Annotated in this window: 26 protein-coding genes; 13 read left to right on the forward strand and 13 right to left on the reverse strand. The window is 43.5% G+C overall.

All coding sequences use genetic code 11. From position 1 onward, the window contains the following. The first annotated feature begins 46 nt into the window (after positions 1 to 46). From lptB to LLF92_05100, 6 genes are all read left to right on the forward strand, one after another. On the forward strand, positions 47 to 802 hold the full coding sequence (lptB, locus tag LLF92_05075; GenBank protein ID MCE5340484.1) for an LPS export ABC transporter ATP-binding protein: 756 nt from the start codon (positions 47 to 49) through the stop codon (positions 800 to 802). 2 nt (positions 803 to 804) lie between these two features. Further along, positions 805 to 1,332: a peptide deformylase gene (gene def / locus LLF92_05080; GenBank protein MCE5340485.1), complete on the forward strand. Its 528-nt coding sequence runs from the start codon at positions 805 to 807 to the stop codon at positions 1,330 to 1,332. Positions 1,333 to 1,492: 160 nt separating this feature from the next. Beyond that, entirely contained in the window at positions 1,493 to 2,449 is a 957-nt protein-coding gene (gene fmt, locus LLF92_05085) for a methionyl-tRNA formyltransferase (GenBank protein ID MCE5340486.1), read from the forward strand. Beyond that, a complete protein-coding gene (locus tag LLF92_05090; GenBank protein MCE5340487.1) occupies positions 2,449 to 3,819 on the forward strand; it encodes a hypothetical protein in 1,371 nt (456 codons plus the stop codon). The genes fmt and LLF92_05090 overlap by 1 nt, the downstream gene beginning before the upstream one ends. Before the next feature lie 259 nt (positions 3,820 to 4,078). After that, the gene (dnaA, locus tag LLF92_05095) at positions 4,079 to 5,482 is read left to right on the forward strand and encodes a chromosomal replication initiator protein DnaA (protein MCE5340488.1); all 1,404 of its coding nucleotides are present in this window, start codon (positions 4,079 to 4,081) and stop codon (positions 5,480 to 5,482) included. A 21-nt stretch (positions 5,483 to 5,503) separates the two neighbouring features. Further along, positions 5,504 to 6,667: a DUF2961 domain-containing protein gene (locus LLF92_05100; GenBank protein ID MCE5340489.1), complete on the forward strand. Its 1,164-nt coding sequence runs from the start codon at positions 5,504 to 5,506 to the stop codon at positions 6,665 to 6,667. Positions 6,668 to 6,758: 91 nt separating this feature from the next. On the opposite strand, the gene LLF92_05105 is transcribed toward LLF92_05100, so the two are convergent. From LLF92_05105 to LLF92_05115, 3 genes are all read right to left on the reverse strand, one after another. After that, entirely contained in the window at positions 6,759 to 7,922 is a 1,164-nt protein-coding gene (locus LLF92_05105; GenBank protein ID MCE5340490.1) for an ATP-binding protein, read from the reverse strand. A gap of 77 nt (positions 7,923 to 7,999) precedes the next feature. Continuing rightward, a complete protein-coding gene (locus tag LLF92_05110; protein MCE5340491.1) occupies positions 8,000 to 9,004 on the reverse strand; it encodes a hypothetical protein in 1,005 nt (334 codons plus the stop codon). A gap of 40 nt (positions 9,005 to 9,044) precedes the next feature. Further along, on the reverse strand, positions 9,045 to 10,136 hold the full coding sequence (locus tag LLF92_05115; GenBank protein ID MCE5340492.1) for a M20 family metallopeptidase: 1,092 nt from the start codon (positions 10,134 to 10,136) through the stop codon (positions 9,045 to 9,047). A 37-nt stretch (positions 10,137 to 10,173) separates the two neighbouring features. Between LLF92_05115 and LLF92_05120 the strand changes: the two genes are divergently transcribed. The 3 genes from LLF92_05120 to tsaD are packed head-to-tail and all read left to right on the forward strand — an operon-like array spanning position 10,174 to position 12,682. Further along, positions 10,174 to 11,115 carry a DUF362 domain-containing protein gene (locus LLF92_05120; protein ID MCE5340493.1) on the forward strand — a complete coding sequence of 314 codons (942 nt, stop codon included), beginning with the start codon at positions 10,174 to 10,176 and terminating at the stop codon, positions 11,113 to 11,115. Between the two features lie 30 nt (positions 11,116 to 11,145). Continuing rightward, positions 11,146 to 11,619, forward strand: coding sequence for a PilZ domain-containing protein (locus tag LLF92_05125; GenBank protein MCE5340494.1), 474 nt, complete (start codon positions 11,146 to 11,148; stop codon positions 11,617 to 11,619). Positions 11,620 to 11,647: 28 nt separating this feature from the next. Beyond that, positions 11,648 to 12,682, forward strand: coding sequence for a tRNA (adenosine(37)-N6)-threonylcarbamoyltransferase complex transferase subunit TsaD (gene tsaD / locus LLF92_05130; GenBank protein ID MCE5340495.1), 1,035 nt, complete (start codon positions 11,648 to 11,650; stop codon positions 12,680 to 12,682). A 5-nt stretch (positions 12,683 to 12,687) separates the two neighbouring features. On the opposite strand, the gene LLF92_05135 is transcribed toward tsaD, so the two are convergent. The 5 genes from LLF92_05135 to LLF92_05155 form a co-directional block, all read right to left on the reverse strand. After that, positions 12,688 to 12,927, reverse strand: coding sequence for a type II toxin-antitoxin system HicA family toxin (locus LLF92_05135; protein MCE5340496.1), 240 nt, complete (start codon positions 12,925 to 12,927; stop codon positions 12,688 to 12,690). Next, positions 12,924 to 13,250: a type II toxin-antitoxin system HicB family antitoxin gene (locus LLF92_05140; protein ID MCE5340497.1), complete on the reverse strand. Its 327-nt coding sequence runs from the start codon at positions 13,248 to 13,250 to the stop codon at positions 12,924 to 12,926. The genes LLF92_05135 and LLF92_05140 overlap by 4 nt, the downstream gene beginning before the upstream one ends. Before the next feature lie 76 nt (positions 13,251 to 13,326). Continuing rightward, complete coding sequence (locus LLF92_05145) at positions 13,327 to 13,842, reverse strand: hypothetical protein (protein MCE5340498.1); 516 nt, start codon at positions 13,840 to 13,842, stop codon at positions 13,327 to 13,329. A gap of 36 nt (positions 13,843 to 13,878) precedes the next feature. Beyond that, entirely contained in the window at positions 13,879 to 14,292 is a 414-nt protein-coding gene (locus LLF92_05150; GenBank protein ID MCE5340499.1) for a HEPN domain-containing protein, read from the reverse strand. After that, the gene (locus LLF92_05155) at positions 14,289 to 14,594 is read right to left on the reverse strand and encodes a nucleotidyltransferase domain-containing protein (GenBank protein ID MCE5340500.1); all 306 of its coding nucleotides are present in this window, start codon (positions 14,592 to 14,594) and stop codon (positions 14,289 to 14,291) included. The genes LLF92_05150 and LLF92_05155 overlap by 4 nt, the downstream gene beginning before the upstream one ends. A gap of 109 nt (positions 14,595 to 14,703) precedes the next feature. Between LLF92_05155 and LLF92_05160 the strand changes: the two genes are divergently transcribed. The 3 genes from LLF92_05160 (at position 14,704) to LLF92_05170 (ending at position 17,399) form a co-directional block, all read left to right on the forward strand. Next, positions 14,704 to 15,576 carry an NAD(P)H-hydrate dehydratase gene (locus LLF92_05160; protein ID MCE5340501.1) on the forward strand — a complete coding sequence of 291 codons (873 nt, stop codon included), beginning with the start codon at positions 14,704 to 14,706 and terminating at the stop codon, positions 15,574 to 15,576. Beyond that, positions 15,573 to 16,592: a 3-deoxy-7-phosphoheptulonate synthase gene (gene aroF / locus LLF92_05165; protein MCE5340502.1), complete on the forward strand. Its 1,020-nt coding sequence runs from the start codon at positions 15,573 to 15,575 to the stop codon at positions 16,590 to 16,592. The genes LLF92_05160 and aroF overlap by 4 nt, the downstream gene beginning before the upstream one ends. A 294-nt stretch (positions 16,593 to 16,886) precedes the next feature. Further along, the gene (locus LLF92_05170) at positions 16,887 to 17,399 is read left to right on the forward strand and encodes an EF-hand domain-containing protein (protein MCE5340503.1); all 513 of its coding nucleotides are present in this window, start codon (positions 16,887 to 16,889) and stop codon (positions 17,397 to 17,399) included. Positions 17,400 to 17,495: 96 nt separating this feature from the next. Here LLF92_05170 and LLF92_05175 read toward each other — a convergent pair whose 3' ends face one another. Both LLF92_05175 and LLF92_05180 read right to left on the reverse strand, forming a co-directional pair. Next, complete coding sequence (locus tag LLF92_05175) at positions 17,496 to 18,113, reverse strand: NAD(P)H-dependent oxidoreductase (GenBank protein MCE5340504.1); 618 nt, start codon at positions 18,111 to 18,113, stop codon at positions 17,496 to 17,498. A 31-nt stretch (positions 18,114 to 18,144) separates the two neighbouring features. Continuing rightward, the gene (locus LLF92_05180) at positions 18,145 to 18,780 is read right to left on the reverse strand and encodes an HNH endonuclease (protein ID MCE5340505.1); all 636 of its coding nucleotides are present in this window, start codon (positions 18,778 to 18,780) and stop codon (positions 18,145 to 18,147) included. Between the two features lie 490 nt (positions 18,781 to 19,270). Here LLF92_05180 and LLF92_05185 point away from each other — a divergent pair, with 490 nt between their 5' ends. Next, positions 19,271 to 20,326: a LacI family transcriptional regulator gene (locus tag LLF92_05185; GenBank protein MCE5340506.1), complete on the forward strand. Its 1,056-nt coding sequence runs from the start codon at positions 19,271 to 19,273 to the stop codon at positions 20,324 to 20,326. 138 nt (positions 20,327 to 20,464) lie between these two features. Here the strand turns inward: LLF92_05185 and dinB are convergent, their stop codons facing one another. The 3 genes from dinB to LLF92_05200 form a co-directional block, all read right to left on the reverse strand. After that, complete coding sequence (dinB, locus tag LLF92_05190) at positions 20,465 to 21,619, reverse strand: DNA polymerase IV (GenBank protein ID MCE5340507.1); 1,155 nt, start codon at positions 21,617 to 21,619, stop codon at positions 20,465 to 20,467. A 425-nt stretch (positions 21,620 to 22,044) separates the two neighbouring features. Continuing rightward, on the reverse strand, positions 22,045 to 22,920 hold the full coding sequence (locus LLF92_05195; GenBank protein MCE5340508.1) for an IS3 family transposase: 876 nt from the start codon (positions 22,918 to 22,920) through the stop codon (positions 22,045 to 22,047). Next, a complete protein-coding gene (locus LLF92_05200; GenBank protein ID MCE5340509.1) occupies positions 22,917 to 23,204 on the reverse strand; it encodes a transposase in 288 nt (95 codons plus the stop codon). Before LLF92_05200 ends, LLF92_05195 begins: the two co-directional genes overlap by 4 nt. Between the last annotated feature and the right edge of the window lie 29 nt (positions 23,205 to 23,233).

Here is a 23,233-nt window from a genome sequence, read left to right on the forward strand (position 1 = left end):
ATAGTCAACCCTTTATATATGAATTGGGTTGTGATATGGAGCAGAAATGATTCTTCTTGAAACGAATAGTTTGATAAAGAAATATTCCGGCAGAACCGTTGTCAATCAGGTTTCGATAACGGTTGAGCAGCGGAGCATAATCGGATTGCTCGGCAGAAACGGAGCCGGCAAGACAACTACGTTCCGAATGTGTATGGGTATGATTATACCTAACGAAGGTTCGGTTGTTTTCGAGGGCACTGATGTAACGAATATGCCGATGTACAAACGCGCCCGGCTTGGGATGGGTTATCTTTCACAGGAGCCGAGCGTTTTTCAGCGGTTGAGCGTTCGCGATAATCTGCTTGCGATTCTTGAGACTATGACGCTGACAGCCACCGAGCGAAAACGCAGGGCGGAAGAACTTATTCACAGATTTTCGCTTGATGAAGTCGCCAATAGCCACGCAAGATTCCTCTCCGGCGGCGAACGCAGAAAACTTGAAATCGCACGCGCGATGGTAACAAATCCATCGCTGATTCTGCTCGATGAACCTTTCAGCGGCGTTGACCCGATTGCGGTTGAAGAATTGCAGAGCGAAATTAAACGACTCGTCGCGTCAGGCGTTAGCATCCTTATTACAGACCATAATGTCGAACGAACTCTCGAAGTTTCCGACAAGGCGTATATTATCGACCATGGCAAAGTGATTGCCGAGGGCTGTCCGGCTGACATTGTAAAGAATGAACTTGTTCGTAAAAGCTATCTTGGTCATACGTTCAAGGGCGATGAATTTGATGATACAGGCGACAGGAGCGGTTAATAATGGTTGACATTGATAAATGTAAAATAACACGGTGGCCGACGCCGGTGCTTTTGGAAAAGACACAACTAATCGAAAAAGTCGATGATAATATCCGTGCGCTTGCCGAAAAGATGAAAGATATAATGGTAGAATTCAAAGGCGTTGGACTTGCCGGGCCGCAGGCGGGTGTGAATTTAAGAATTTTTGTCGCCTCCGAAGACGGCAAAATGGAAAATGCCAAAGTGTATATCAATCCTGTTATCGAACTGTCCGGTTCGCTGGTTGCCAAAGAAGAAGGCTGTCTGTCGCTGCCGGATGTCTGGGGGAATGTCAAACGGTATACGCAATGTTCTCTTAAAGCTCTTGACGAGAACGGCAAAGAATTTTCAATCGAAGCCCAAGGTCAGCTTGCCAGAATTTTTCAGCACGAGTGCGACCATCTCGACGGCACGGTTATCGCCGACAGGTTCTCGACAGTTGCCAAAATCGCGGCGAAACGAAAACTCAAACATCTTCGTGAAGATTATGAACAGCAGAACGAAACGTAATTAACCACGAATTGACACGAATAAACACAAAAATTAATTTTTTAATATACTAAAATAGAAATGAATGTACATATACTTATAAATGCAAACAATAGAGCAGAAAAAGTAGTTATTAGTGTTAATTAGTGTTTATTCGTGGTTTTAATTTTTTTGGTAACAAATGAAAATTGTTTATTGCGGTTGCGGAAGATTTGGAATTGATTCGTTGAATGCCATTAAGGCGTCGAATCATCAGCTTTTGCACGTCATAACGCATCCGGAAAAACAGGCCGGCAGAGGCAAAAAACTCCGCGCAAACGATGTTGAACAATGGGCTGCTCAAAATAATATTCCTTTCACCGCGATTGAAGATGCTAACTGCGAGCAGGGCGTTGAACTTCTGAAAAAACTTAATCCTGATTTGCTTGTCGTCATCGCGTTCGGCCAGAAGATTTGTCCGGATGTTATTTCGATACCTGCCAAAGGCGCAATCAATGTCCATGGTTCACTGCTGCCAAAATTCAGAGGCGCAGCGCCGATAAACTGGGCGATAATCAACGGCGAAACAGAAACAGGCGTAACGGTTATCACGCTTGCACAGAAAATGGACGCCGGCGAAATGCTCGCGCAGGCAAAGCTGAAAATCAATGATGACGATTCAGCGGGTGTAATTCATGATAGACTCGCGGCAATCGCAGCGCCGATATTGATTGAGACCATAGATAAAATCGAAGCGGGCACGGCGGTTTATACAAAGCAGGACAACACAAAAGCAACGGCGGCACCGAAACTGAAAAAAACGGACGGCATTATTGATTTCAATCTGCCGGCAAAAACGATACATAATAAAATCAGGGGATTATGGCCGTGGCCGGGTGCGAGTGCTGATTTTGTTTCCGCAAAGAACGGCAAAAGATTTACCGTTACATTTGCCAAAACGGCGGTTGTCGATGAAACAACCACGCACGAGCAGGTTGGCGTAATTAATCCGCAGTTTAATATTGATTGCGGACAGGGGAGTTTGAAAATTATCGAGCTGAAACCACACGGCGGGAAACTGATGGACTTCAAATCATTTCTCAACGGCAGAGCAGGCCAAGCAGGCGATTATTTCGCGCAAGTAGAGGAAAATAAATAATGGGCGATTCTCAAATTTCTGCCCGCAGAGCGGCGTGGGAAGTTTTAAATAAATTCGATGTCAAACAGCAAAACGCAAGTCTGCTTATCGACGAAATTTCCAGGAAAACCGATAACAGAGCGGCTTTGATGGATATTGCGCTGGGTGCGATAAGAAATTTAACATTTATAGATAAATTAATCGCAGTCTGCTCCGGCAGAGCATTAAAAAATATTCAGCCGAAGATTTTAAACTGTCTGCGCATCGCGGCTTATGAACTTATTTTTACCGAACAGGCACAATACGCAATCGTGAATGAGGCGGTTGAGCTTACGAAAAAAGCGATATCGAAAAAATCTTCAGGCTTTACAAACGCGATTCTGCGGAAAATTGTTTCATCTATAAAAAATAAAAACGCGGAACTGGAAAAGTGCGATTCGAAAAAAACTTTGCCTATTAGCGAGAAAATCGGCTGTGAATTTAATATTGATATACTTGCGGATGAGAAAAAAGAACAGGCAGAATATTTAAGCGGGGCTTTTTCGCTGCCGAAATGGTTTATTGAGGAGATTATCGCACAATACGGCTATTCACAGGCAAAAAATATTTGTTTTGCTTCAAACCGCAGGCCGACAGTTTACGCACGACCAAACATTCTCAAAACATCAGCGGAGGAATTGGTAAATATTTTAAAATCGCAGGAAGTTGATTGCGAATTGGTCGAACAGAATAAAATGATTAAATTGAACAAGTCCGGCAATATCGCACAGCTTGAAAGTTTCAAGGCCGGTCTTTTCACAATTCAGGATTTGACAGCATCTTATGTCGCAACAGTTTTGAATCCGCAGGCGGACTGGAAAGTTTTGGATATTTGCGCAGCGCCTGGAACGAAGACAACACATATCGCCGAACTGATGGGCGATAAAGGCGTTATAGTCGCTACGGACAAAGACAGTTCGCGTTTGACAAAAATTGATGAAAATATTCGCAGACTTGGAATAACATCTGTAAAAATATTGAGTTATGAAGAATTTTTGAAACAAGCGAATGAAAAAAGCGGCGCTGATGCGATTTTGCTCGATGTTCCGTGTTCGAATACAGGTGTTTTAGCTAAAAGACCTGAAGTAAGATACAGACTAAACAAAAAACATATTGCTGAAATAACAAAAACACAGATGGAACTTCTAAAGTTTGCGGCATCGCTTGTAAACAAAGGCGGGAAAGTCTGTTACAGTACGTGCAGTATTTTAAAAGAGGAAAACAGCGGCATTGTTAATGTGTTTGTAAGTGAAAATAAAGAGTTTGTAATTGAAAAGGAAAACCTGGTGCTGCCGAATGTGGGTAATTTTGGCTGCGATGGCGGATATTGTGCAATCATTTGTAAAAAATAGTTTATTAATACTGAAAAATAAGTTTTTCGCCTGTTTTTCTTCCACATTTTTTCCACAAAATTAAATTCGATATGTGCATAACCTGTTCACAATAAAAAATTATTTCGCGCAACACCTTATTAATTAAGTACTCGCTGAAAGTGGAAAAGATTTTCACAAGAACGGCATTGATTTAGCTGATAGGGGGGCTTATATTTCTACATACAATTTGAATTTACTCGTTTGATTTTATTAAAACTTAATAAGAAAAAAATAAAAAATGCAGAACATAATCACGGATGAGATAAGTGCAATCAATCAGTTTCTTGCTGAAAGGATAGGTCAGCAGAAACATCGCATCTGGTTTAAGAATGCGACCAGATTCACGATTGCCGACGATTATTTGAAGGTTGGTGTGCCCAATCCGTTCGTTGGCAGCTGGATTGAGAGCCATTTTTTATCTGATATTACCGCAGCGGTTGAAGCAGTGTGCGGTTCTGCCAAGAAGATAACGTTTAATATAGAGCCTGAATTGAGCGGCAATCAGCGAACAACGCAGCTCGACAGTCAGGCCGAGCTTGTTCAGCAGGCACAGAACAAAACTACTCGAAGCAGAATCAGCCCGCAGCAGACAGAGCGGCCGTTGAAGATGACGTTGGATTCGTTTGTTGTCGGACCGTCGAATCAACTGGCCTACAATGCGGCAATGAGTTTAGTATCTGAAGACGTAAGTCCGTTTAATCCGCTGTTTATTCACGGAGGATATGGACTTGGCAAGACTCACCTGATGCAAGGGATATGCAATATGATGAGCCGAACCAGGCCGACTGCCAACTGGCTTTATGTTTCGGCGGAGGATTTTACCAATCAGTTTGTGCTGGCCTTGAAGACTCGAAAGCTGGAAGCTTTCAGGAGACGCTACCGGCAAACGGAATTGTTGGCAATAGACGATATTCACTTCCTGGCCAGCAAGCCTTCTACGCAGGAAGAATTTCTGCATACATTTAATACGATTAATATGGCGGGCAAAAAAGTTGTGCTCGCTTCTGATGCCCATCCGAAAATGATTGGCCAGCTTTGCGAAAGTTTAGTCAACAGGTTCGTATCCGGTATGGTCGTCAAGATTGAGCCGCCGGATTTTAAAACCCGCTGCAAAATCATCACACAGAAAGCCGCCTCGATGAACAGGCAGCTCGACGAAAAAGTCGTTGCGTACATTGCCGAGAATGTTCGGGTTAATATCAGAGAGATTGAAGGCGCGATTCTTAAACTCATCGCGTATTCTTCGCTTTGCAATGAAAAGATTACGCTTGAAAACGCAAGGCAGGTTCTTGCCGAGCATATTTCACGGACAGACCCGATTGTTCATCTTTCCGATATCGAATCGGCGGTAACGTCATTTTTTGGTATCACACCCGCAGACATTCATTCGTCGAAGAAGGACAGAACCGTCAGTACCGCGCGTTCGTTCAGTATGTATCTGGCACGCAAACACACCGATATGTCTTTTCCGGAAATCGGCAGACTGATGGGCAACAAGAATCACGCAACGGTAATTTTGGCTTGCCGAAAAGTAGAGGATATGATAAAAAATAACTCACAGGTCAACTGGCAGAGTGTTGCCGGCAACAGACTTGTCAAGGCGCACGATATAATGGCGCAGCTGGGCGAAACAATAGCATAAAATATTTTTGGGAGAATACCGATGAGTTTATTGCGCATAAATTGTCTAACAGTCCTTATAATGTTTGTTTTCGGAGCCGTTGCGATGGGTGAAGAATTTAACGGTCTATATACAAATCTTGGCAATCTTTCATTTCTATCAGATGCTCAAAGCCGTTCTATCAGTCCTGAAAACTTCACCGGCGAAAAAGGCAGCGGTGCAGCTATTCCACAGGAAAAAGGAACTGCCGCTCATGCTTCAAGCGAACTTGGCACCGGCTGGAAAGTTAATCCGTATGTCGGGATTGAGCCGAATAATACTTTTGTTATGGCAGATATTAAAGGTTCTGGCGCGATTCAGCATATATGGATGACGCCGACAGGGGACAATCATCTTAATATAATCCGCTTTTACTGGGACGGCGAAGAAAAACCTTCTATCGAATGTCCGGTCGGCGATTTCTTTGCGACTGGTTTGGGGCAGTATATGACGTTTTCATCATTACCGGTTTGCGTAAATCCCGGCAGCGGTTTTAATTGTTACTGGTCGATGCTGTTTCGCAAAAGCGCGAAAATTACGATGACAAACACCGGCCCAAAAAGAATGACTCTGTATTATCAGATTGATTACGCATTGGGCAAAGTATCTAAAGATGCAGCATATCTGCACGCACAGTACCGCAAAATGGACGCTGTGCCATTCAAGGAAGTTTACACGATTGTTGACGGAGTAAAAGGCAAAGGCCAGTATGTCGGAACATATATGACGTGGGAAACCAAGAGAAACGGATGGTGGGGCGAGGGCGAAATAAAATTTTATTTCGACGGCGATAAGGATTTCCCGACAATCTGCGGAACAGGAACAGAGGATTATTTCTGCGGCTCATATAATTTTGAAGGGCCGCGAGTCGATGACCCAACGAAAAAAGAATACAAAGTTTTCAATACGCCTTATGCCGGTGTGAATCAGATTATTTATCCGGAAGGTAAATCTCTTGCCGATGGCGAAATCGCCGGTGTAAAATTTGGTATGTATCGCTGGCACATCACAGACCCGATTAGATTTGAAAAAGAATTGAAAGTTACGATTCAGGCATTGGGCTGGAAACAAAAAGGATTATACCAGGCGTTGGAAGATAAATTGTCGTCGGTTGCGTTCTGGTATCAGACTGAACCGCACAGCGTTTTTCCGGAATTGAAGCCGTAAAAATTGGTTTGCAAAATAAATTTATGATAAAAATGGTTAGCTCGTTTGATTGCGGGCTAACCATTTTTTTTTATTTATGGCAGCCTCAAAGTTACCAGTTAAATCCGTTGAGTATGGGATTGCATATTTTGGTGTCTTTATACATCGTTTGTTTTTGACCATTGTACCAGACCTGTGATTTTACCTTAAAACTGGACGAGATAGTATTTTTGAAATTTTCAATGCCCGATATGTATTCCGATTGAAAAGTTTGTCCTGATTTTATTTCGATGGTGGTAAAACTCCTTGTATCCTGTATTAAAAGGTCAACCTCATTGCCTTTGGAATCTCTAAAAAAGTGCAGATTTGGCTGCTGTCCCTGATTAAGTATCTTTTTGACAACTTCAAGTATGAGCAGGTTTTCATATAGTGAGCCGCGGAGAGGGTCTCGCTCCACCTGATTTGCCTCTTTCAAACCGAGCAGCCATGCGGCCAATCCGGCATCAACGAAATAAATCTTAGATGATTTTGTTACTCGTTTGCGGATATTTGCATAATAGGGCGGTAATTCAAAAAGAATGTATGATGCTTTAAGAACGGATATCCAGTTCTTTATCGTTGTTGAGGACACTCCGACATCAGCGGCTAATGCGCTGTAATTTACAAGCTGTCCGATTCGGCCGGCCAATAATCGCAAAAATTCTTCAAAACGTGTAAGGTCTGTTAAGTTGATTAAACTGCGAATATCGCGTTCCACATAAGTTGAAACATAAGAGCTGAAAAATCTGCCCGGTCGTAAATTGTTCTCGTGCAGGCCGGGATAACAGCCTTTGATTATCCAGTCATAAGGTGAGGCAATTTTTGTTTTATATTGTTTTAATTCGTCAAAAGAAAGTGGATACAGTTCAAGGATTGCCGTTCTGCCCGCCAGAGACTGACTGATTATATTGTGTACCTGCGGCTGATGGCTTCCTGTTAAAATGAAACGCCCCGGCTTTCGCTTTTCATCTATAATGCCCTGAAGATAGCTTAATAACTGTGGGACTTTCTGGATTTCGTCAAGAATCACACCTTTGTTAAAATTTGCCAGCAATCCTCTCGGGTCATCTTGTGCCTGCTGACGGGTATCAGGGTCTTCCAAAGAACAGTAACTATAGTCGGGGAAAGTCATTCTGGCTAATGTAGTCTTGCCGGACTGCCTTGGTCCCAGAATTGTTACTGCTGGATACTCTTTTGCGCAAACCAACAGTTCTTTTGTGATAGCTCTTGTAATCATACAATATAGTATAATAATAACCGTGCAAATTTCAAGTCCAACTTTAAAATTGCACCAATTACAAGATCAATAAAGTCTTATTTACTGTTTGGGTCTTGGTTTTTAGCCGCTTCTAATCTCGAATAAACCGAGTTCAAGCCCGGATATTCAGGGTCAACCGAGCGAATATCGTTTACTGTTTTTTCCGCTGCGGTGAGATTTCCAGCCTGTATATAGCTGTTTGCTTCGACGAGTTTTTGCTCAAGACGTTTTCTCATTTTTACGAACTGACTTGCGGTATCTTTCGTTTTTTCCGGTTTGTTTGGTTCAACCACAGGGCCGGGTTCTGCGGTCGAAACGATTTTTACAGGTGTCTTCACATAATTGCCGTCCACAGGCATATAGGTAGGTGTGATGGTGTTTAGGGAGCGTCCGCTGGCGTAATTATTAAACAGTAGAATACTCTTTTCAAAGTATGTCGATTCTGCGCTGGCGCGTCTTGCGGCAAAATACATACCGCTGCTCTTCGGTTCAATAGCATAGTATGTAAGTTCGCACGTTGCGCGAAGATTATCTTTCCAGCAAATAAAACTATCGTTTCTGCTGCGGTTTGTGCCGAGAACATCGACGAGTACATATAAAACAGCATCCGGATTTTTTGCGGCGAACATAATGCCGGAGTGGAGCAGTTTCATATTCAACGCTGACTCGAGATATTTTAAATCGCCGTCAGTGGCAAAAACTGTCGGCCTAAAGTCTGTTTGTGTTGAAATCGACCCTCTTGCGTCCCATCCTTTGCGGCTATATATATTATTGGTTGTGCCGTCAGTCTCGGTATTACTGTAGCCGGCTGAAATATTATCAAGCCCCGGCAGACTTAACTGACCGCCGCCGTTTTGTGCCATTGCGTCGATAACCACGTTAATTTTCATTCCGGTCAGTTCGCTGACGTTCATATCCGCTATCGCTTGCCGAATGGATGATGCGACTACCCGCTGTTCTTCATCAAAACGTTTGCCGCCGCCGTGGCTGGGAATCCCGCGCCAAGTACTGCAACCTGCAAAAAACATAACGCATATTAATAAAATCGCGATTTTTTTCATATATTACCTCAAAACGATACAGACGAATAAGCCCAACAAATTATTGCAGCAGATTCGCAAAAATATTTTTATAATATTTGATTCCGTTTTCCATATCCTTAATTTTTATGTGTTCGTTTGGCTTGTGGCAAAGGCCGGGCAAACCGGGGCCGAAAACAACGATTGGTTTATTGTATATTGTCAAATAAGGCGCATCGGTGGTGAACGCCACAGCTTTTGCTTCAATGTTTAATGTGTGTTTTATTGCCTTTACGAACGGGCTTTTCTCATCGGTTTGCAGCGAACCGGCCTGTCGGATAATTTTAATCTCCGCGTTGAAGTTCGGATTCTTTTCCGCCAGTTTTGTGATAATTTTGTTTAAATCGGCGATTATGTTTTTAATCTGCTGGCCGGGTACTGTGCGTATATCGATTTGCGTCGAGCATAAATCTGGAACGATATTCGACGCTGTTCCGCCTGCGATTTTGTTTACGCTTAACGACGCTTTGCCGAGCTGTTTATTAATGCCGGGGATTTTAAATTTTTCCAGTTTGTTAAGGAATTTTCTCATAGCGTCAATCGCGTTGATTCCCAACTGCGGCATTGAGCTGTGCGCGGGTTTGCCTTTTGTAATAATTTGCAGCCATAATAAACCGCGATGCGCCACGACGAGTTCGAAGTCTGTCGGTTCGGGCACGATTATCCCGCACAGATTTCTGTCTTTGAATGTTTTTATGAATTTGACAATTCCGGCGCTGTCCGTTTCTTCACCGGCGGTCGCGGAGAAAATTATGTCGCCTTTCAATTTGATATTGGATTTGCAGGTTTCGACGATTGCCGCCGCTGCGCAGGCCAGGCCGCCTTTCATATCGCAGCTTCCTCTGCCGAAAATTTTCCCGCCGCGTTCGATAGGGTTGAACATTGCCGCGTTTTCAGCGGGCACAACGTCGAGATGACCGACAAAGAGCAGTCCCGGTCTTTCGCCTGTTGACTTCAGGCGGACGGTTACATTAGCGCGATTTTTGTCCCAGACATCGACTTGGGGTTTCAAGCCTGCCTTTTTGAAATAGTCAGCCAAAACTTTCGCGGTTTTTATTTCGCCAACATCCTGTGTGGATTTGGCACGAATCAGATTTTTTAGTAATTCTTTCATATTGAACAAACTTTGAAGATTGTATAAAGTATTAGCTATGAATCAAGCAAAAGTATCAATAATTAAATGCCCCGATTATGAAAGCCAGTCCGTGAGGACGACACTGTTGAAGCATTTTGAGCTGCACGGCGGACTGGAATCTCTGATAGGCAAAGGCGACAATGTCCTAATAAAACCCAATTTAATCGCGCCAAAACCCAAAGAATGCGGCACGCAAACCGACCCTGCGGTGATTTATGAATTGGCTAAATTGCTTGTCGATTGTGGCGCAAAACCGTTTGTCGGCGATTCGCCGGCGTGGGCGGATGCCCGTACCTGCGCAAAGGCACTTGGACTGATTGAGCCTTTGGCAAAGCTTGGAGTCGAAGTCCGCCAGCTTGACGAGCCCGTAAAACGCAGACTGGAATTTTGCCAAACGCGAGTTGGTATCAGCAGGTATGCTCTTGAAGCGGACAAAATTATCAATCTTCCCAAGCTGAAAACCCATCAGCAGCTTGTCGCGACGATAGCTGTGAAAAATATGTTCGGCTGCGTCAGCGGAAAGGCCAAAGCCGTTTGGCACTATAAAAAAGGAGCGACTTTCGAGGATTTCTGTACGATGCTGATTGGCATTTATAAATTATTGAATCCGGTGATAAATATAATTGACGCGGTTATTGCGATGGAAGGGCCGGGGCCGATAAGCGGCAATCCTGTGAGCTTGGGATGGATTGCGGCATCGAAAGACCCTATCGCGGCGGAAATAATTTGTAGTGATTTAATCGGAATTGACGCCGGTAAATTGCCGATAATAGAAACAGCGAAAAACCTGCGTTTTGGCTGTTTTCAAAGGGCAAACATTGAGGTTGTTGGGCAAATACCGTCCGATAACGAGCGCAGGAAGCTGATAGAGGCTAAATTAGTGCCTTTGAGGTTTACGCCTTTGAGAATAATTAAGAGTATTATTCGACAGATTTTTATACTTGTAAAATCCAAATAATTTTATAGAATCACGACAAAGGATATGGATATGAGTTGGTTTAACGACAAGCAGCAAGACAGAAGAAAACCGGCCAAAGAAGGTGAACCTGTTTCATTGCCTCCGGGTGTGACGCAAGACCGGAGAAAATCTCAACGGCGTGAATACTTCAGAGTTATATATCCTATCGATGCTTCGCCGGAAATCACAAATCTTAACGCAAAGGTGATTGATATATCAATCAAGGCTGTAAGGTTTGAACTTAACATCACTGATGCGGAAAAGGCAAATCTGGCGGTCGGCAAAACAGTTGATATGCAATTGAAATTCCACAATGGCGAACAAAAGGACATCGCCGGTGTGATAGTAAGGCAACTTGAAGACCAGTTCGGCAAAAGGACATTTGTATGCTTATTTGTCAAAGAACTGTCTCCGCAATTTGTAAACAAAGAACAGGCGTATCTTATAAAACATTTTCCGGATTTCTGTCAGAAGACGTTTTTGTTTAAGCCGCCGACTGAATAATTTCTTCAAAGTTACATACCAAACCATAATGCAGGAGCAAATCAATATACTTGGCATAGAGACAAGCTGCGATGAAACAGCCGCGGCTGTAGTCCGCAACGGTTCACAGGTTCTTTCGAGCGTTATATCTTCTCAAATCGCACTGCACCAGAAATACGGCGGAGTTGTGCCAGAAATCGCGTCTCGCGCTCACATCGAAAAAATTTATCCCATTGTCGAACAGGCGATTGAGCAGTCTGGCATTAGTAAAAACGAAATTAATGCTGTCGCTGTTGCAAATCAGCCGGGGCTTACCGTTGCGCTGATTGTCGGGCTGACCGCGGCTAAAACACTTGCGATGACCCTGGGAAAACCGCTGATTGCGATAAATCACGTTCACGCGCATTTGCAGTCTTCGATGATGGACGTGAAGGATTTGCAGCTTCCGGCTGTTGCGATGGTAGTTTCCGGCGGACACTCGAGTTTGTACGAATGTGAAAATATTCTCGACCTTCACCTCCTCGGCTCTACGATTGACGATGCGGCAGGTGAGGCGTTTGATAAAGTCGCGTCGATTTTGAATTTGTCTTATCCCGGTGGGCCGAGTATTGAAAAGGCTGCCAAAGACGGAAATCCAAAGGCGATTCGTTTTCCGAGAACAATGCTTGCTAAAGATTCGCTCGATTTTTCTTTCAGCGGATTAAAAACTGCCGTGCTGTATCATTGCTGCGGACAGGATATGAAAGGCCAAAGCAGGGTACCGCAAATGAGCCAACAGGAAATCGCCGATATTGCCGCTTCGTTTCAGACGGCTGTTATAGACGTTCTTGTGCGGAAAGCGGAAATGGCGGCCGATAAATTTTCCGCAAAGTCGATTCTGCTCGGTGGCGGCGTGGCGGCTAATACTCTGCTGCGAACGGAGCTTGAGAATATGGCAAATCGAACCGGCAGAAAATTATTGGTTGCTCCGAAAAAATATTGTACCGACAATGGCGTTATGATTGCATCACTTGCTTACCACAAATATAAAGCCAATCTTTTCGCGGATATGTCGCTGGAAGCAAAAGCCGGCTGTGACGACTAAGGGTACTAAAATAGTTTTTTGCTTAAGTCGTTTTTATTGATTTTGAAATGACTTGCAATGTCGTTTAGAATGCTGTTCAGCGTGCCGATTTTAAGATTCTTATGTGCGGGGATTGTAATGTGATGCTGCCCGTTAAATTCGGTGGTGAGTCGTATATGGCTGCCGGTTTGTCTGGTTATTTCATACCCATATTTCTTGAGAAGCTTTGCAAATTCCAGCCTACTGATTTCCCGCGGAAGTTTCATATTGCCATTACTTCGTCTTTTACAAAGTGCAAGCGTATAATTTGAGGAATTTCTGATTTTTCAAAATGGCATTTTATCGCATCTTTGATATTTTTCTTTAACTCGTCTAATGTTTCGCCTTCTGTATAAATTGATGTTCCGAGCGCTTTTGCGACATACCCGCCCTCATCGGAATTTTCGATTACGAATATAAATTCTTTCATAGCGGCATTTCGGGAAAATTCAGTGGAAGCAGAGGATGTTTTTTTCTTTGCTTTTGCTGTTGCGCCGCTGCATCCGTCGGAAATGACAATTTTATTTTTCTTGTTTTTAGAAGTTTTCATAAGTATCAATCTCTGCTCAAAGTTTTATCCATTATAAACTTTGCTGTTTCGTTGTCAACTCTTTTATAGCCGGACGTTACGTTGTTTTGATGGTTTTATACATAAACCTGATTGCGATTACTCCGCCGGTAATTGCGCAAATCAGGCCGAAAACACGTCTATAAGTGAATCCCATTGAGTGGATATACTGAATCAGCCATATCAGTGGCCAACTCAATATACATAAGAGTAATAAACAGATTATGCCGCTGAAAATACACATCGTGATATATCCGGCTGAATTTTTTGTATTACTAAACCACTTGATGGTCTTTATATATGATAGTGATGATAATGTCATAACTGAAAACCAAAACAGCCATTTGCCTGTTGTGGGCTGGTCAAGTGCAGTCCCTGCGTGGATTATATTGAATCTCTCCGAAAAAATACGTCCGCTGAATATATAGCCCGGCACAGTGCCGTTGAACACGGAAATAAAAGGTTCTTTTGCAACCAGCCAAACCAAAATCAGAATAGGAAGCATCAGAAGTGAAATTCCTACAAATCCCATTCGGTGATGATAACGTAATAAATATTGTTTGGCAATTTCCATATTGCACCTCATTATTACAGCTTTCTTCTGCGTAACTCAAGCTTGCATATCTGCAAGTTTGCTGCCAAGATAGGAAGATAACTGCTCAATGAAATTTTGTGCTTTGGCGATATAATCTGAAATCAGATTTTCTTCTGGTACGAGCATATCAACATAATCAAATTTTTGCCGATACTCGAAAACTGTGTTGAAAATTTTGCCGAATTCTTTTGGGAAAACGCCGGTCTTTATGAATTCCATATTAAAATATGCCTTAACTTGTCCGTGTTTGGAAAAGGCTTTTTCATTAAGAACCAGTATCGCCTGAACAGCATAGAACATAGAATAATAAATTCTATTCATCGCGGGAATGAGTAATTTATTTGCAAACAATAATTCTGCCGCTTTTATGGATTCATTTGCACGTTCCAGTCGATATTTTATTAAAGTTTGTTTTTCTTCTTTGGTCAAACTATTATACCTTCTCGCAGGATGTTCTGATAAATCGGAATGTTATTGTTGAAGTTTTGCGGCAGAACGATAACGTCGATTACGCAGTCGTGCTCCAGTTCCAAATCATAAGCGATATTGAATAAATCTTCTTCAATTGTTCTGTTCACATCGGGCAGTCTTACCATCAAGTCTATATCGGATGTTTTCGAAGAATCGCCGCGAGCGCAGGAGCCGAACAATTTCATCTCGATTAAATTGTATTTTTGTTCAATGACTTTTTTGAACTGCTGTGTAATTGCAGATGTTTTTTCACTTGTCATTTGCTACTTTATCTCCGAACAGAACGAGAAACCATTATAAATGTATCTGTTTTGCCTGTCAATTCTTTTATTGACCTTATACGGTGGTATTTGTTAGTATAAGGTATATATGAAAGAAATAAAGGCAATACCGCGATTGGAAAAACGTTTAACCGACGCCCACAAAGGCGATTTCGGCAAAGTCTGCATAATCGCCGGCAGCACTGGTTTTGGCGGTGCAGCGGCACTTGCGGGCAAAAGCGCACTTCGCAGCGGCTCCGGCCTTGTCAGAATCGCTGTGCCAAAAAGCGTTCTGCCGATAGTAGCTTCATTCGACCCTTGTTATACAACGATTTCGCTGGCGGAAGATTCATCCGGCAAAATTTCCGCAAAGGCAGCCGACGTAATTCTAAACGCAATCGAAGAAAACGACGTTGTCGCTTTCGGGCCGGGTATCGGTGTTTCAGGCGGAATCAAAAGCATTCTCGAAAATCTTCTTCGCATTGAAAACCTTCGTCTTGTGATAGATGCAGACGGTTTGAATAATATTGCGACGCTAAAAGGCTGGCAGAAAATTAATAAAGCAAACCTGATTCTTACGCCGCATCCGGGCGAGATGAAAAGGCTTTGGGATGGTTTGTTTAGGGCGGCTATGCCTGACGACAGGCAAAAAATCGCAACTGAATTTGCGAAAGAAACCAATACGACAGTCGTTTTGAAAGGACACGAAACAGTTGTCGCTGATAATGAAAAAAAATATGTAAACACAACGGGCAATTCGGGAATGGCAACCGCCGGCAGCGGCGATGTGCTGACGGGAATTATCACTTCGCTTTGCGGACAGCAGATGAATGATTTTGACGCTGCGGTATTTGGCGTTTACATTCACGGACTTGCGGGCGATTTGGCTGCGAAGGATAAGGGCTTTGTCAGCTTAATCGCGACTGATATTATTGACTATTTACCCGCGGCTTTTTGCGCGGCATCCGGAGTTAAGCAATGATTGTAATTATGAAAGAAGGCGCATCTGAAAAAGATGTTCGCCACGTAGTTAAACTTGTCAAAGAATATGGTTTGAAAGAACACGTTATCGTCGGCACGAACCGAACGGTAATTGCGTGTCTGGGTGATAAACGAAATGTCGATAAAGGCGCGATTGAAAACGCATCGAACGTCGAACGCATAGTTCCGATACTTGCGCCGTATAAAATCGCGTCGCGCGAAGTTAAAAAAGAAAACACGCAGATAAAAATCGGCGAAAAAGGTTTTCCGCTGGGTGGGAAAAAGGTCGGTGTAATTGCCGGCCCATGTTCGGTTGAAAATGAAAAGCAATTATTATACACTGCTGAAAAGGTCGCCGCTGCCGGCTGCATAGGTCTGCGGGCAGGGGCGTTCAAACCCAGAACGAGTCCTTATGCCTTTCAGGGGCTTGGCGTTGAAGGTTTGAAACTTTTGGCAAAGGCGAAAAAGAACACCGGTCTTGCGATTGTTACCGAAGTTGTCGCTGTTGAGCAGATTGAAGTTGTCGCTGAATATGTTGATGTGTTGCAGGTTGGAGCGAGAAATATGCAGCATTATCCGCTGCTCGAGGCACTCGGCAAAGTTAATAAGCCGGTACTGCTCAAACGCGGAATGAGCGCGCAGCTCGATGAATTTTTACTTGCCGCCGAATATATTATTAACGCAGGCAATTCGCAGGTCATACTTTGCGAAAGAGGAATTAGAACATTCGAGGATTATGTCCGCAACACTCTTGCGCTGGCGATAGTGCCGGAGCTGAAAGCCAGAACGCATTTGCCTGTGGTTGTTGACCCATCGCACGGAACAGGCCATGCGCACATGATTCCGGCGATGAGTCGTGCAGCGATCGCCGCAGGGGCAGATGGCCTGCTGATTGAATGTCATCACGACCCTGAACACGCATTAAGCGATGGTGCGCAGTCGATTACGCCGGAAGTTCTCGCGCAGTTGATGACGCAGATTAAGGCAATCGCCAAAGCTATCGACCGCGACGCATAGGAATCCTGCATTTTAGGAAAAAACTTCTGTTATTATCGGAAAGAAAGTCTGTTTACGTCCGATAACTAAAGCACGTCAATTTCTCCAAACCCTCATTATTGCCGCAAAAACAAATAAATATCAGAAAAAGATATGAATTGTATGTTTGGCACTTTTTTTGCTCATTAGTTCACTACATTTATTTTTTTACGCACCGAAAGGGGGTGAACGATTATGGACATTAGTGCAATTGGACAGAGTGTGCTATCAAGTATGTACCAGGCTAACAATAGCAAGAAGCCTGATGCGACAAGCATGGCAAATTCCCTCATGGAAAAACTTGATACCAACAGCGATGGCTCTCTGAATGCCGATGAAATCAGCAATGCAGAAGGTGATCTCGCCGAGAAAATCACAGGCGCAGATTCAGACGAAGACGGCAGTGTTTCATTGGAAGAGCTAATCGCGGACATCACGAAGTTTGAGGGAGGCATGAGGCCTAACATGCCGCCGCCACCGCCGTCAGAAGACGACGCCGAAGATATGGCAACCAATATCATCGATGAATTAGACACCAATAAAGACGGTGTTTTGAGCCTTGATGAGATTATGGCCGGCGGAGAGAAAGCCGAGAAAATTCTCGATGCTGACTCTAACGGGGATGGTCAGGTGACCGAGGATGAACTCGTCGAGGACATCACAAAGATGCAGCAGCAGATGGAGACTGAAAATAAAATTAGCAGTCTCACAGATTTAGCGTTGAACACGTATGCATCAGCTACAAACATCCTCGAATCTGACGATTCCTTGCTTAGTTTAGCTGCTTAGTGGTAATCTAAGCGGTAACGGTGGTCTTAGCGAGTTGCAGCTCCTAAGGCCACTTTTTATTTTCGTCATTATCAATAAATAGTTAAGTTTTTTATTTTAGAATGTTTTTGCGATGGATTGCGCGTCAGCTATGGCTTTATCTTGTGCCTTGTTGACGGTTTGTTCATCCTGAAGTGTCGGCTGGCAGATAATTGATTTTATGTCCGTAAAACCAATGAAGCCAAGAATGAAATCGAGATATTTTTTCTGAAAGTCGATTGGCGAACTTTCATCGAAACTGCCTCCGCGGGCATAAATAACGCACATAGGCTTACCGCCTGCAAGTCCTTTATAAACGCCGTTCGCTGCGCTGAATGTATAGCCCGGCTGGAGTATGATATCGAGGTAGTGCTTGAGTTTATAAGGGATGCTGAAGTTCCACATCGGCGTTGAGATTAGATATTTGTCAGCGGATTTGAATTGCGCAATGATTTTTTCAATCTGCGACCATTTTTTCACCTGTTCAGGAGTTTTTTCCTTGCCGTGTATGATTGCGTATTTAGATTCCGCTGCGAAATTGTCAAATTCAGGCAGCGGGATATCGAACAGATCGTTGACTATGATTTTATCTTCTGGGTTTGTCTGCTGATATGCAGTCAAAAATTCCCTTGCGATACTGTGCGAATGACTTCGTTGTTCTCTTGGCGACGCTTTTATGTAAAGAAGATTTTTCATATATTTTGATTTTTGATATTTGATATTTGATTTACGTCAACTCAACAGACCAGTATGCGTGGTCGAGGAATTGTTTCCAGCTATGGTATCTTTCGTGCGAAAGGTGCAGATGCACAGTCGGATTGCGTTTTGGTTTTACCGGCAGTTTTGTAAGCTTCATATTGGCTTCTTTTGGTGTTCTGCCGCCTTTTTTAGCGTTGCATTTGGTGCAGGCGCAAACGAGATTCTCCCAGTTTGCAGCTCCGCCGCAGCTTTTAGGTACAACATGGTCGAGAGACAATTCAGAGGTTGGGAATTTTTTACCGCAGTATTGACAGTGGTTGTTGTCGCGGGCAAAGATGTTGCGTCGATTAAACTTTACATCATTTCTCGGTAATCTGTCATAAAACAGCAGCCGGACGATTCTCGGCACCGCGATATGGAAATTGACAGAGGTTATCCAGTCGTGTTGTGTGGGTTCAAAGGTGAGTTTCATCTGGCTGATATCGCGCCAGCTCTCAAAATCGTAGTTGTAATATTGACCTTGTTCATAGGAGATAACTTCAGCGAGGTCTCGGCACAGCATGCACAAGGCTCTTTTGACGTTTATGATGCGCAGCGGCATATAGTGTTTGTTCAGCACAAGCACACTGCACGTCAAACCAGATTGTGGTTCGAAAATAGACATTTTCCTCACACCTGTTACTTAACTATCACAAAAGGAGGACATTTTCAAGTTAAATTTTCGTAAATTCCGGATATACAAAGTAGGGGCGTAAATTCAAAATGGCATTTGCCAAACAGGTGTTTTTGGTTTATAAAATAGCATAAAGCAAAGGCGTTCGTAAATCCGTAGATTTGTAGGGTGGGCTTTAGCCCACGCGGAAGTTTTGAGCATTGTGATTTTGGTAATTTGATATTGTTTAGGGTTTAGAAATTCGGATTTCGGATTTTAATATATAGTGTTTATTCGTGTCGGAGCGAATGGGTAGATTCGTGGTTTTTAAGTTACGCTAAGTTGTGTTTGGGAGTTTATGCAATGTCTAAAGTATTAGCTTTCGTTTGCGTTGTTTTTTTTGCAATTCAAAATTCCGGCTGCTGCATCGCTGATGTTACTGATAGTCCATACTAACTAAACAGAATATAGCAGTTGATATTACATTAAAGGTGGGAAAAAAATGGCATCTGGTGCAGCAAGTTTGAGGGATGTCGCGCAGGCGGCAAACGTGTCCGTTCCAACGGCTTCGCGTATTCTTCGCAGGGTAGATATTGCGAGATTTTCTGAAGATACGTGCAGCAGGGTATGGGCAGCTGCGGAAAAACTCCGTTATCGTCCAAATATGCTGGTCAAAGGGCTTCAAACAGGCCTGACGCATACGATAGGTGCAATGGTTCCTCCTTTTGATTCTTACTGGTCGTCGGTTTTATACGGTATTCACGACACGTTGATTTCAGTTGATTTCGTTCCGATTAATCTTTGGGTTCGCCACGGCGATAATTTTGCCAGCAGCGGGCCGGTGGATGATTTGGAACAGATTCACAGGCTTATAGACAGGCGTATTGACGGCGTGATAATGTGGCCGCCGATAACGCCGGATTTTTACGAACACAATGAAGAGCTGGCGTCAAGAAATGTTCCTGTTGTTACAATCGACCATGAGCTTCCGGTAAAATATGGTGCGGATTCAGTTACGACAAATGAAGAGCATGGCGCTGAACTTGTGGCGAAACATTTATTGGATTTGGGGCATCGTAACATAGCGCACTTTGGCGATATTGGTATTGATACGTACAGTTGGGCGCAACGACGCAGAAGATTTTTTGAAAAGCGAATTGATACGGTACAGGGGGCTTCGTGTTTTGCTGTCGAGAAACCGAAGAACGCTGACGGCATTGAAATCGCGAAGAAAATATTGACAGCTAATCCGCGTCCGACAGCCGTTTATGCCGCCAGCGATACGCTTGCCCGATATGTATATCTTGCCGCGGCGGAACTTAAATTGAGAATTCCGGAACATTTGTCTGTTGTTGGGTTTGCCGATTTGGATTTCGCGGCGTATATGATGCCGGCACTGACATCTGTAAAACAAAATGGGTATGAAATTGGTCGTAAAGCGGCCAAACTTTTAACCGACCGTATCATGGGAAAATATACACAAAACGCTATTCAAAACATTGTGATGAATTGTGAACTGGTTATTCGCGGTTCCACTGCACCGGTTAAAGTTGTTTAGCCGTGGCCGGTATTTTAATCCTCGTAGGGGACGGCAACGCGTTATTTCTACCGGACATCCGCGAAAACGGATGGAAGTGGAGAAATCATTTAAAACAGAAAATTCCCAAATGAAATCTTCATTCTTCAATATTCAATCTTAAATCTTTCGTTGTACACTGTCGCCTCCGTATTTCTTCTTGATTTTGTCGAAGACTTGATCGACTTTTTTCTGCTTGTTGTCGGTTGGCTCCGAGAATAATAATTTTTGTCCGCTGCCTTCTGCTGTTAATCCGGAAACGCCGAAGCCTAAAAGCCGCAGTGCGCCGGCCGATTTACCGTGCCATTCTTCGAATACTTTTTTTGCTTCATCCCATAGCACTTTGCTGACATTGGTGGAATTGGCGAACGTATGACTTCTCGTTACGGTTTTGAAATTTCCATAACGCAGTTTGAGCGTAATGGTTTTGCCCTCGATGTTTTCTTCACGCAATCTGCCGGCAACTTCCTCGACCTGATTGAATAAAACTTCGAGCAGGGCGGCTTTATCTGAAACATCTTTTGGAAACGTCTCTTCAGCCGACATTCCTTTTGTGTCTCTATCAGGTTCAACAGGCCTGTCGTCAATTCCCTGCGTAAGCAGAAGCAAATCCTCGGCCTGATTGCCAAGTATTGATTGCAATGTTTTCAAAGACGTCTGTCGAAGTTGCTGAATGGTATTGATTCCGATATTGTTAAGAGCCGCGGCGGTAACTTTCCCAACGCCCCAGATTTTCGAGATGTTCAGCGGGTCGAGAATCTGCTGCTTGTTTTCTTCGGTGATAATCACAAAGCCGTCCGGCTTTTGCAAATCGCTGGCGAGCTTTGCGAGGAATTTATTCGGCGCGATGCCGACGGACGCTGTAAGGCCGATTTCGGTTTTGATTCTGTCTTTTATGGTGTGCCCGATTTTTTCAGCCGAGCCGAAAAGTGTGATAGAGCCGGTAACATCGAGAAATGCTTCATCGAGTGAAAGTTGTTCGACATCTGGCGTGAAGTCGTTGAAGATTTTGATTATTTGTTTTGATATTTCGCTGTACCGTTCCATTCTAACCGGCAGCAGAATAATATTTGGGCAAAGTTTAAGGGCTTGCGATGTTGGCAAGGCGGAGTGAACGCCGAATTTCCGTGCCTCGTAGGATGCCGCCGCGACAACGCCTCGCTGCTGAACTGTCCCGCCGACGATTAGAGGTTTGCCCTTTAGAGATGGATTGTCCATCTGCTCAACAGAGGCATAAAATGCATCCATATCGATATGAAGAATATATCTTGGCATAGAGGAATTATAGCGAATGAAATTATTGGTTAAAGGTTAAATTGTAGGGGCGGACCTGGGTGTCTGCCCAATTTCATTCTCGTGCAGCGCTCCGTACTAAATGCTATCATTTTTTGTTTTTTTCTGTGAATTTCTGTTGTTTTGCTGCGATTTACTATTATTTGCCTGCATTTAGTTGACTAAAATTACTTAAAACGCGGATTTCTTAAGTTTTTTCGTTTAAATTCACGCAAGTTGAGTATTTTTGAGTGAAAATACGCGAAATTTGCGTGTAAATATGCGCAATTCAATGGTTTTTTGCGTGTAATAATGCGTCGTAGCGTAGCGAAGACCCCCGATTTTTTAGGATTTTTCTACCTCAAAAGAAAAATCGGAGGGGGCAAGAATGAGGTGCTAAACGAATGACGGACACTCGGTGATTGAATTTATGCTACCTGTTTCCGTTCTTTTTCGCTTATTTCCTCATATTCCGCTGGGCTGACATACCCAAGCGAAGCATGACGACGCCGACGATTATAAAATATCTCCACGTATTTGAAAATATCTTTTTTCGCTTCCGCAAAATTAATATATTTCTTATCTCTGATCCACTCGGTTTTCAAACTCCCGAAAAAACTTTCCATACACGCATTATCCCAGCAATCGCCTTTGCGACTCATACTGCAAACTATTCCGTTACCTCGCAACATATCCTGAAAATCTTCACTGGCATATTGAACGCCGCGATCACTGTGATGAATCAATCCTGATGCCGGTCTTCGCTGCCCAACCGCCATCCTTAATGCATCCATTACAAGCTTTGAATCTATCCGCTCACTCATCGACCAACCTATTATTCTGCGTGAGTATAAATCCATCACCGCAGCAAAATACAGCCAGCCTTGTTCTGTAGGAATATACGTTATATCAGCCGCCCATTTGGTATTTATCGCAGCAGCTTTAAAGTTTCGTTCAAGAAGATTATCTGCTATCGCCATGGTATGATTCGAATCTGTAGTATGTACGAACCTGCGTTTTACACATGAAAACAGGCCAATCCGACGCATTATACGACGAAGCGTCTCTTGACAGCATTTTATCTTTGTCGGCAAATCACTATATACTTTTCGATAGCCGTAAATCCTTTCACTTTCAAAATACGATTTCGCCGCGGCCTGCGAAATTGCTTCTCGCCTTTGCTGTGCTGTCGAAGGCTTATGTTTTAAATGACCGTAATAACCGCTGTCGCTTACATCCAGTACTTTGCACATTATGGCAGTTGGAAATTCGCTGTCGTGCTGTTTTATCCATTGGAATTTCATTGCGACTCCTTTGCAAAGTACGCCGCCGCTTTTTTTAAAATGTCGTTCTCCATCCTCAACCTGGCGTTTTCTTTGCGAAGCTGCTGAAGTTCATCTGCTGTAGGCTGGGTCTGATTTTCCGGCGGCAGATCATTTGAGAGCCTGAATTTATTGATCCAGTATCTGACTGACCATGCGGATACGCCGAGTTTTCTTCCTGCTTCGGTTAGAGAATAGCCTTGTTCTGTGACGAGTTTTGCCGCCTGTAACTTGAAATCTTTACTGTAATGTTTGTACTGTGCCATGTTGGACACTCCTTTCTGGGGGTATTATA

The sequence above is a fragment of the Planctomycetaceae bacterium genome, from assembly GCA_021371795.1.
In the GTDB taxonomy this organism is placed as follows: Bacteria; Planctomycetota; Phycisphaerae; order Sedimentisphaerales; family UBA12454; genus UBA12454.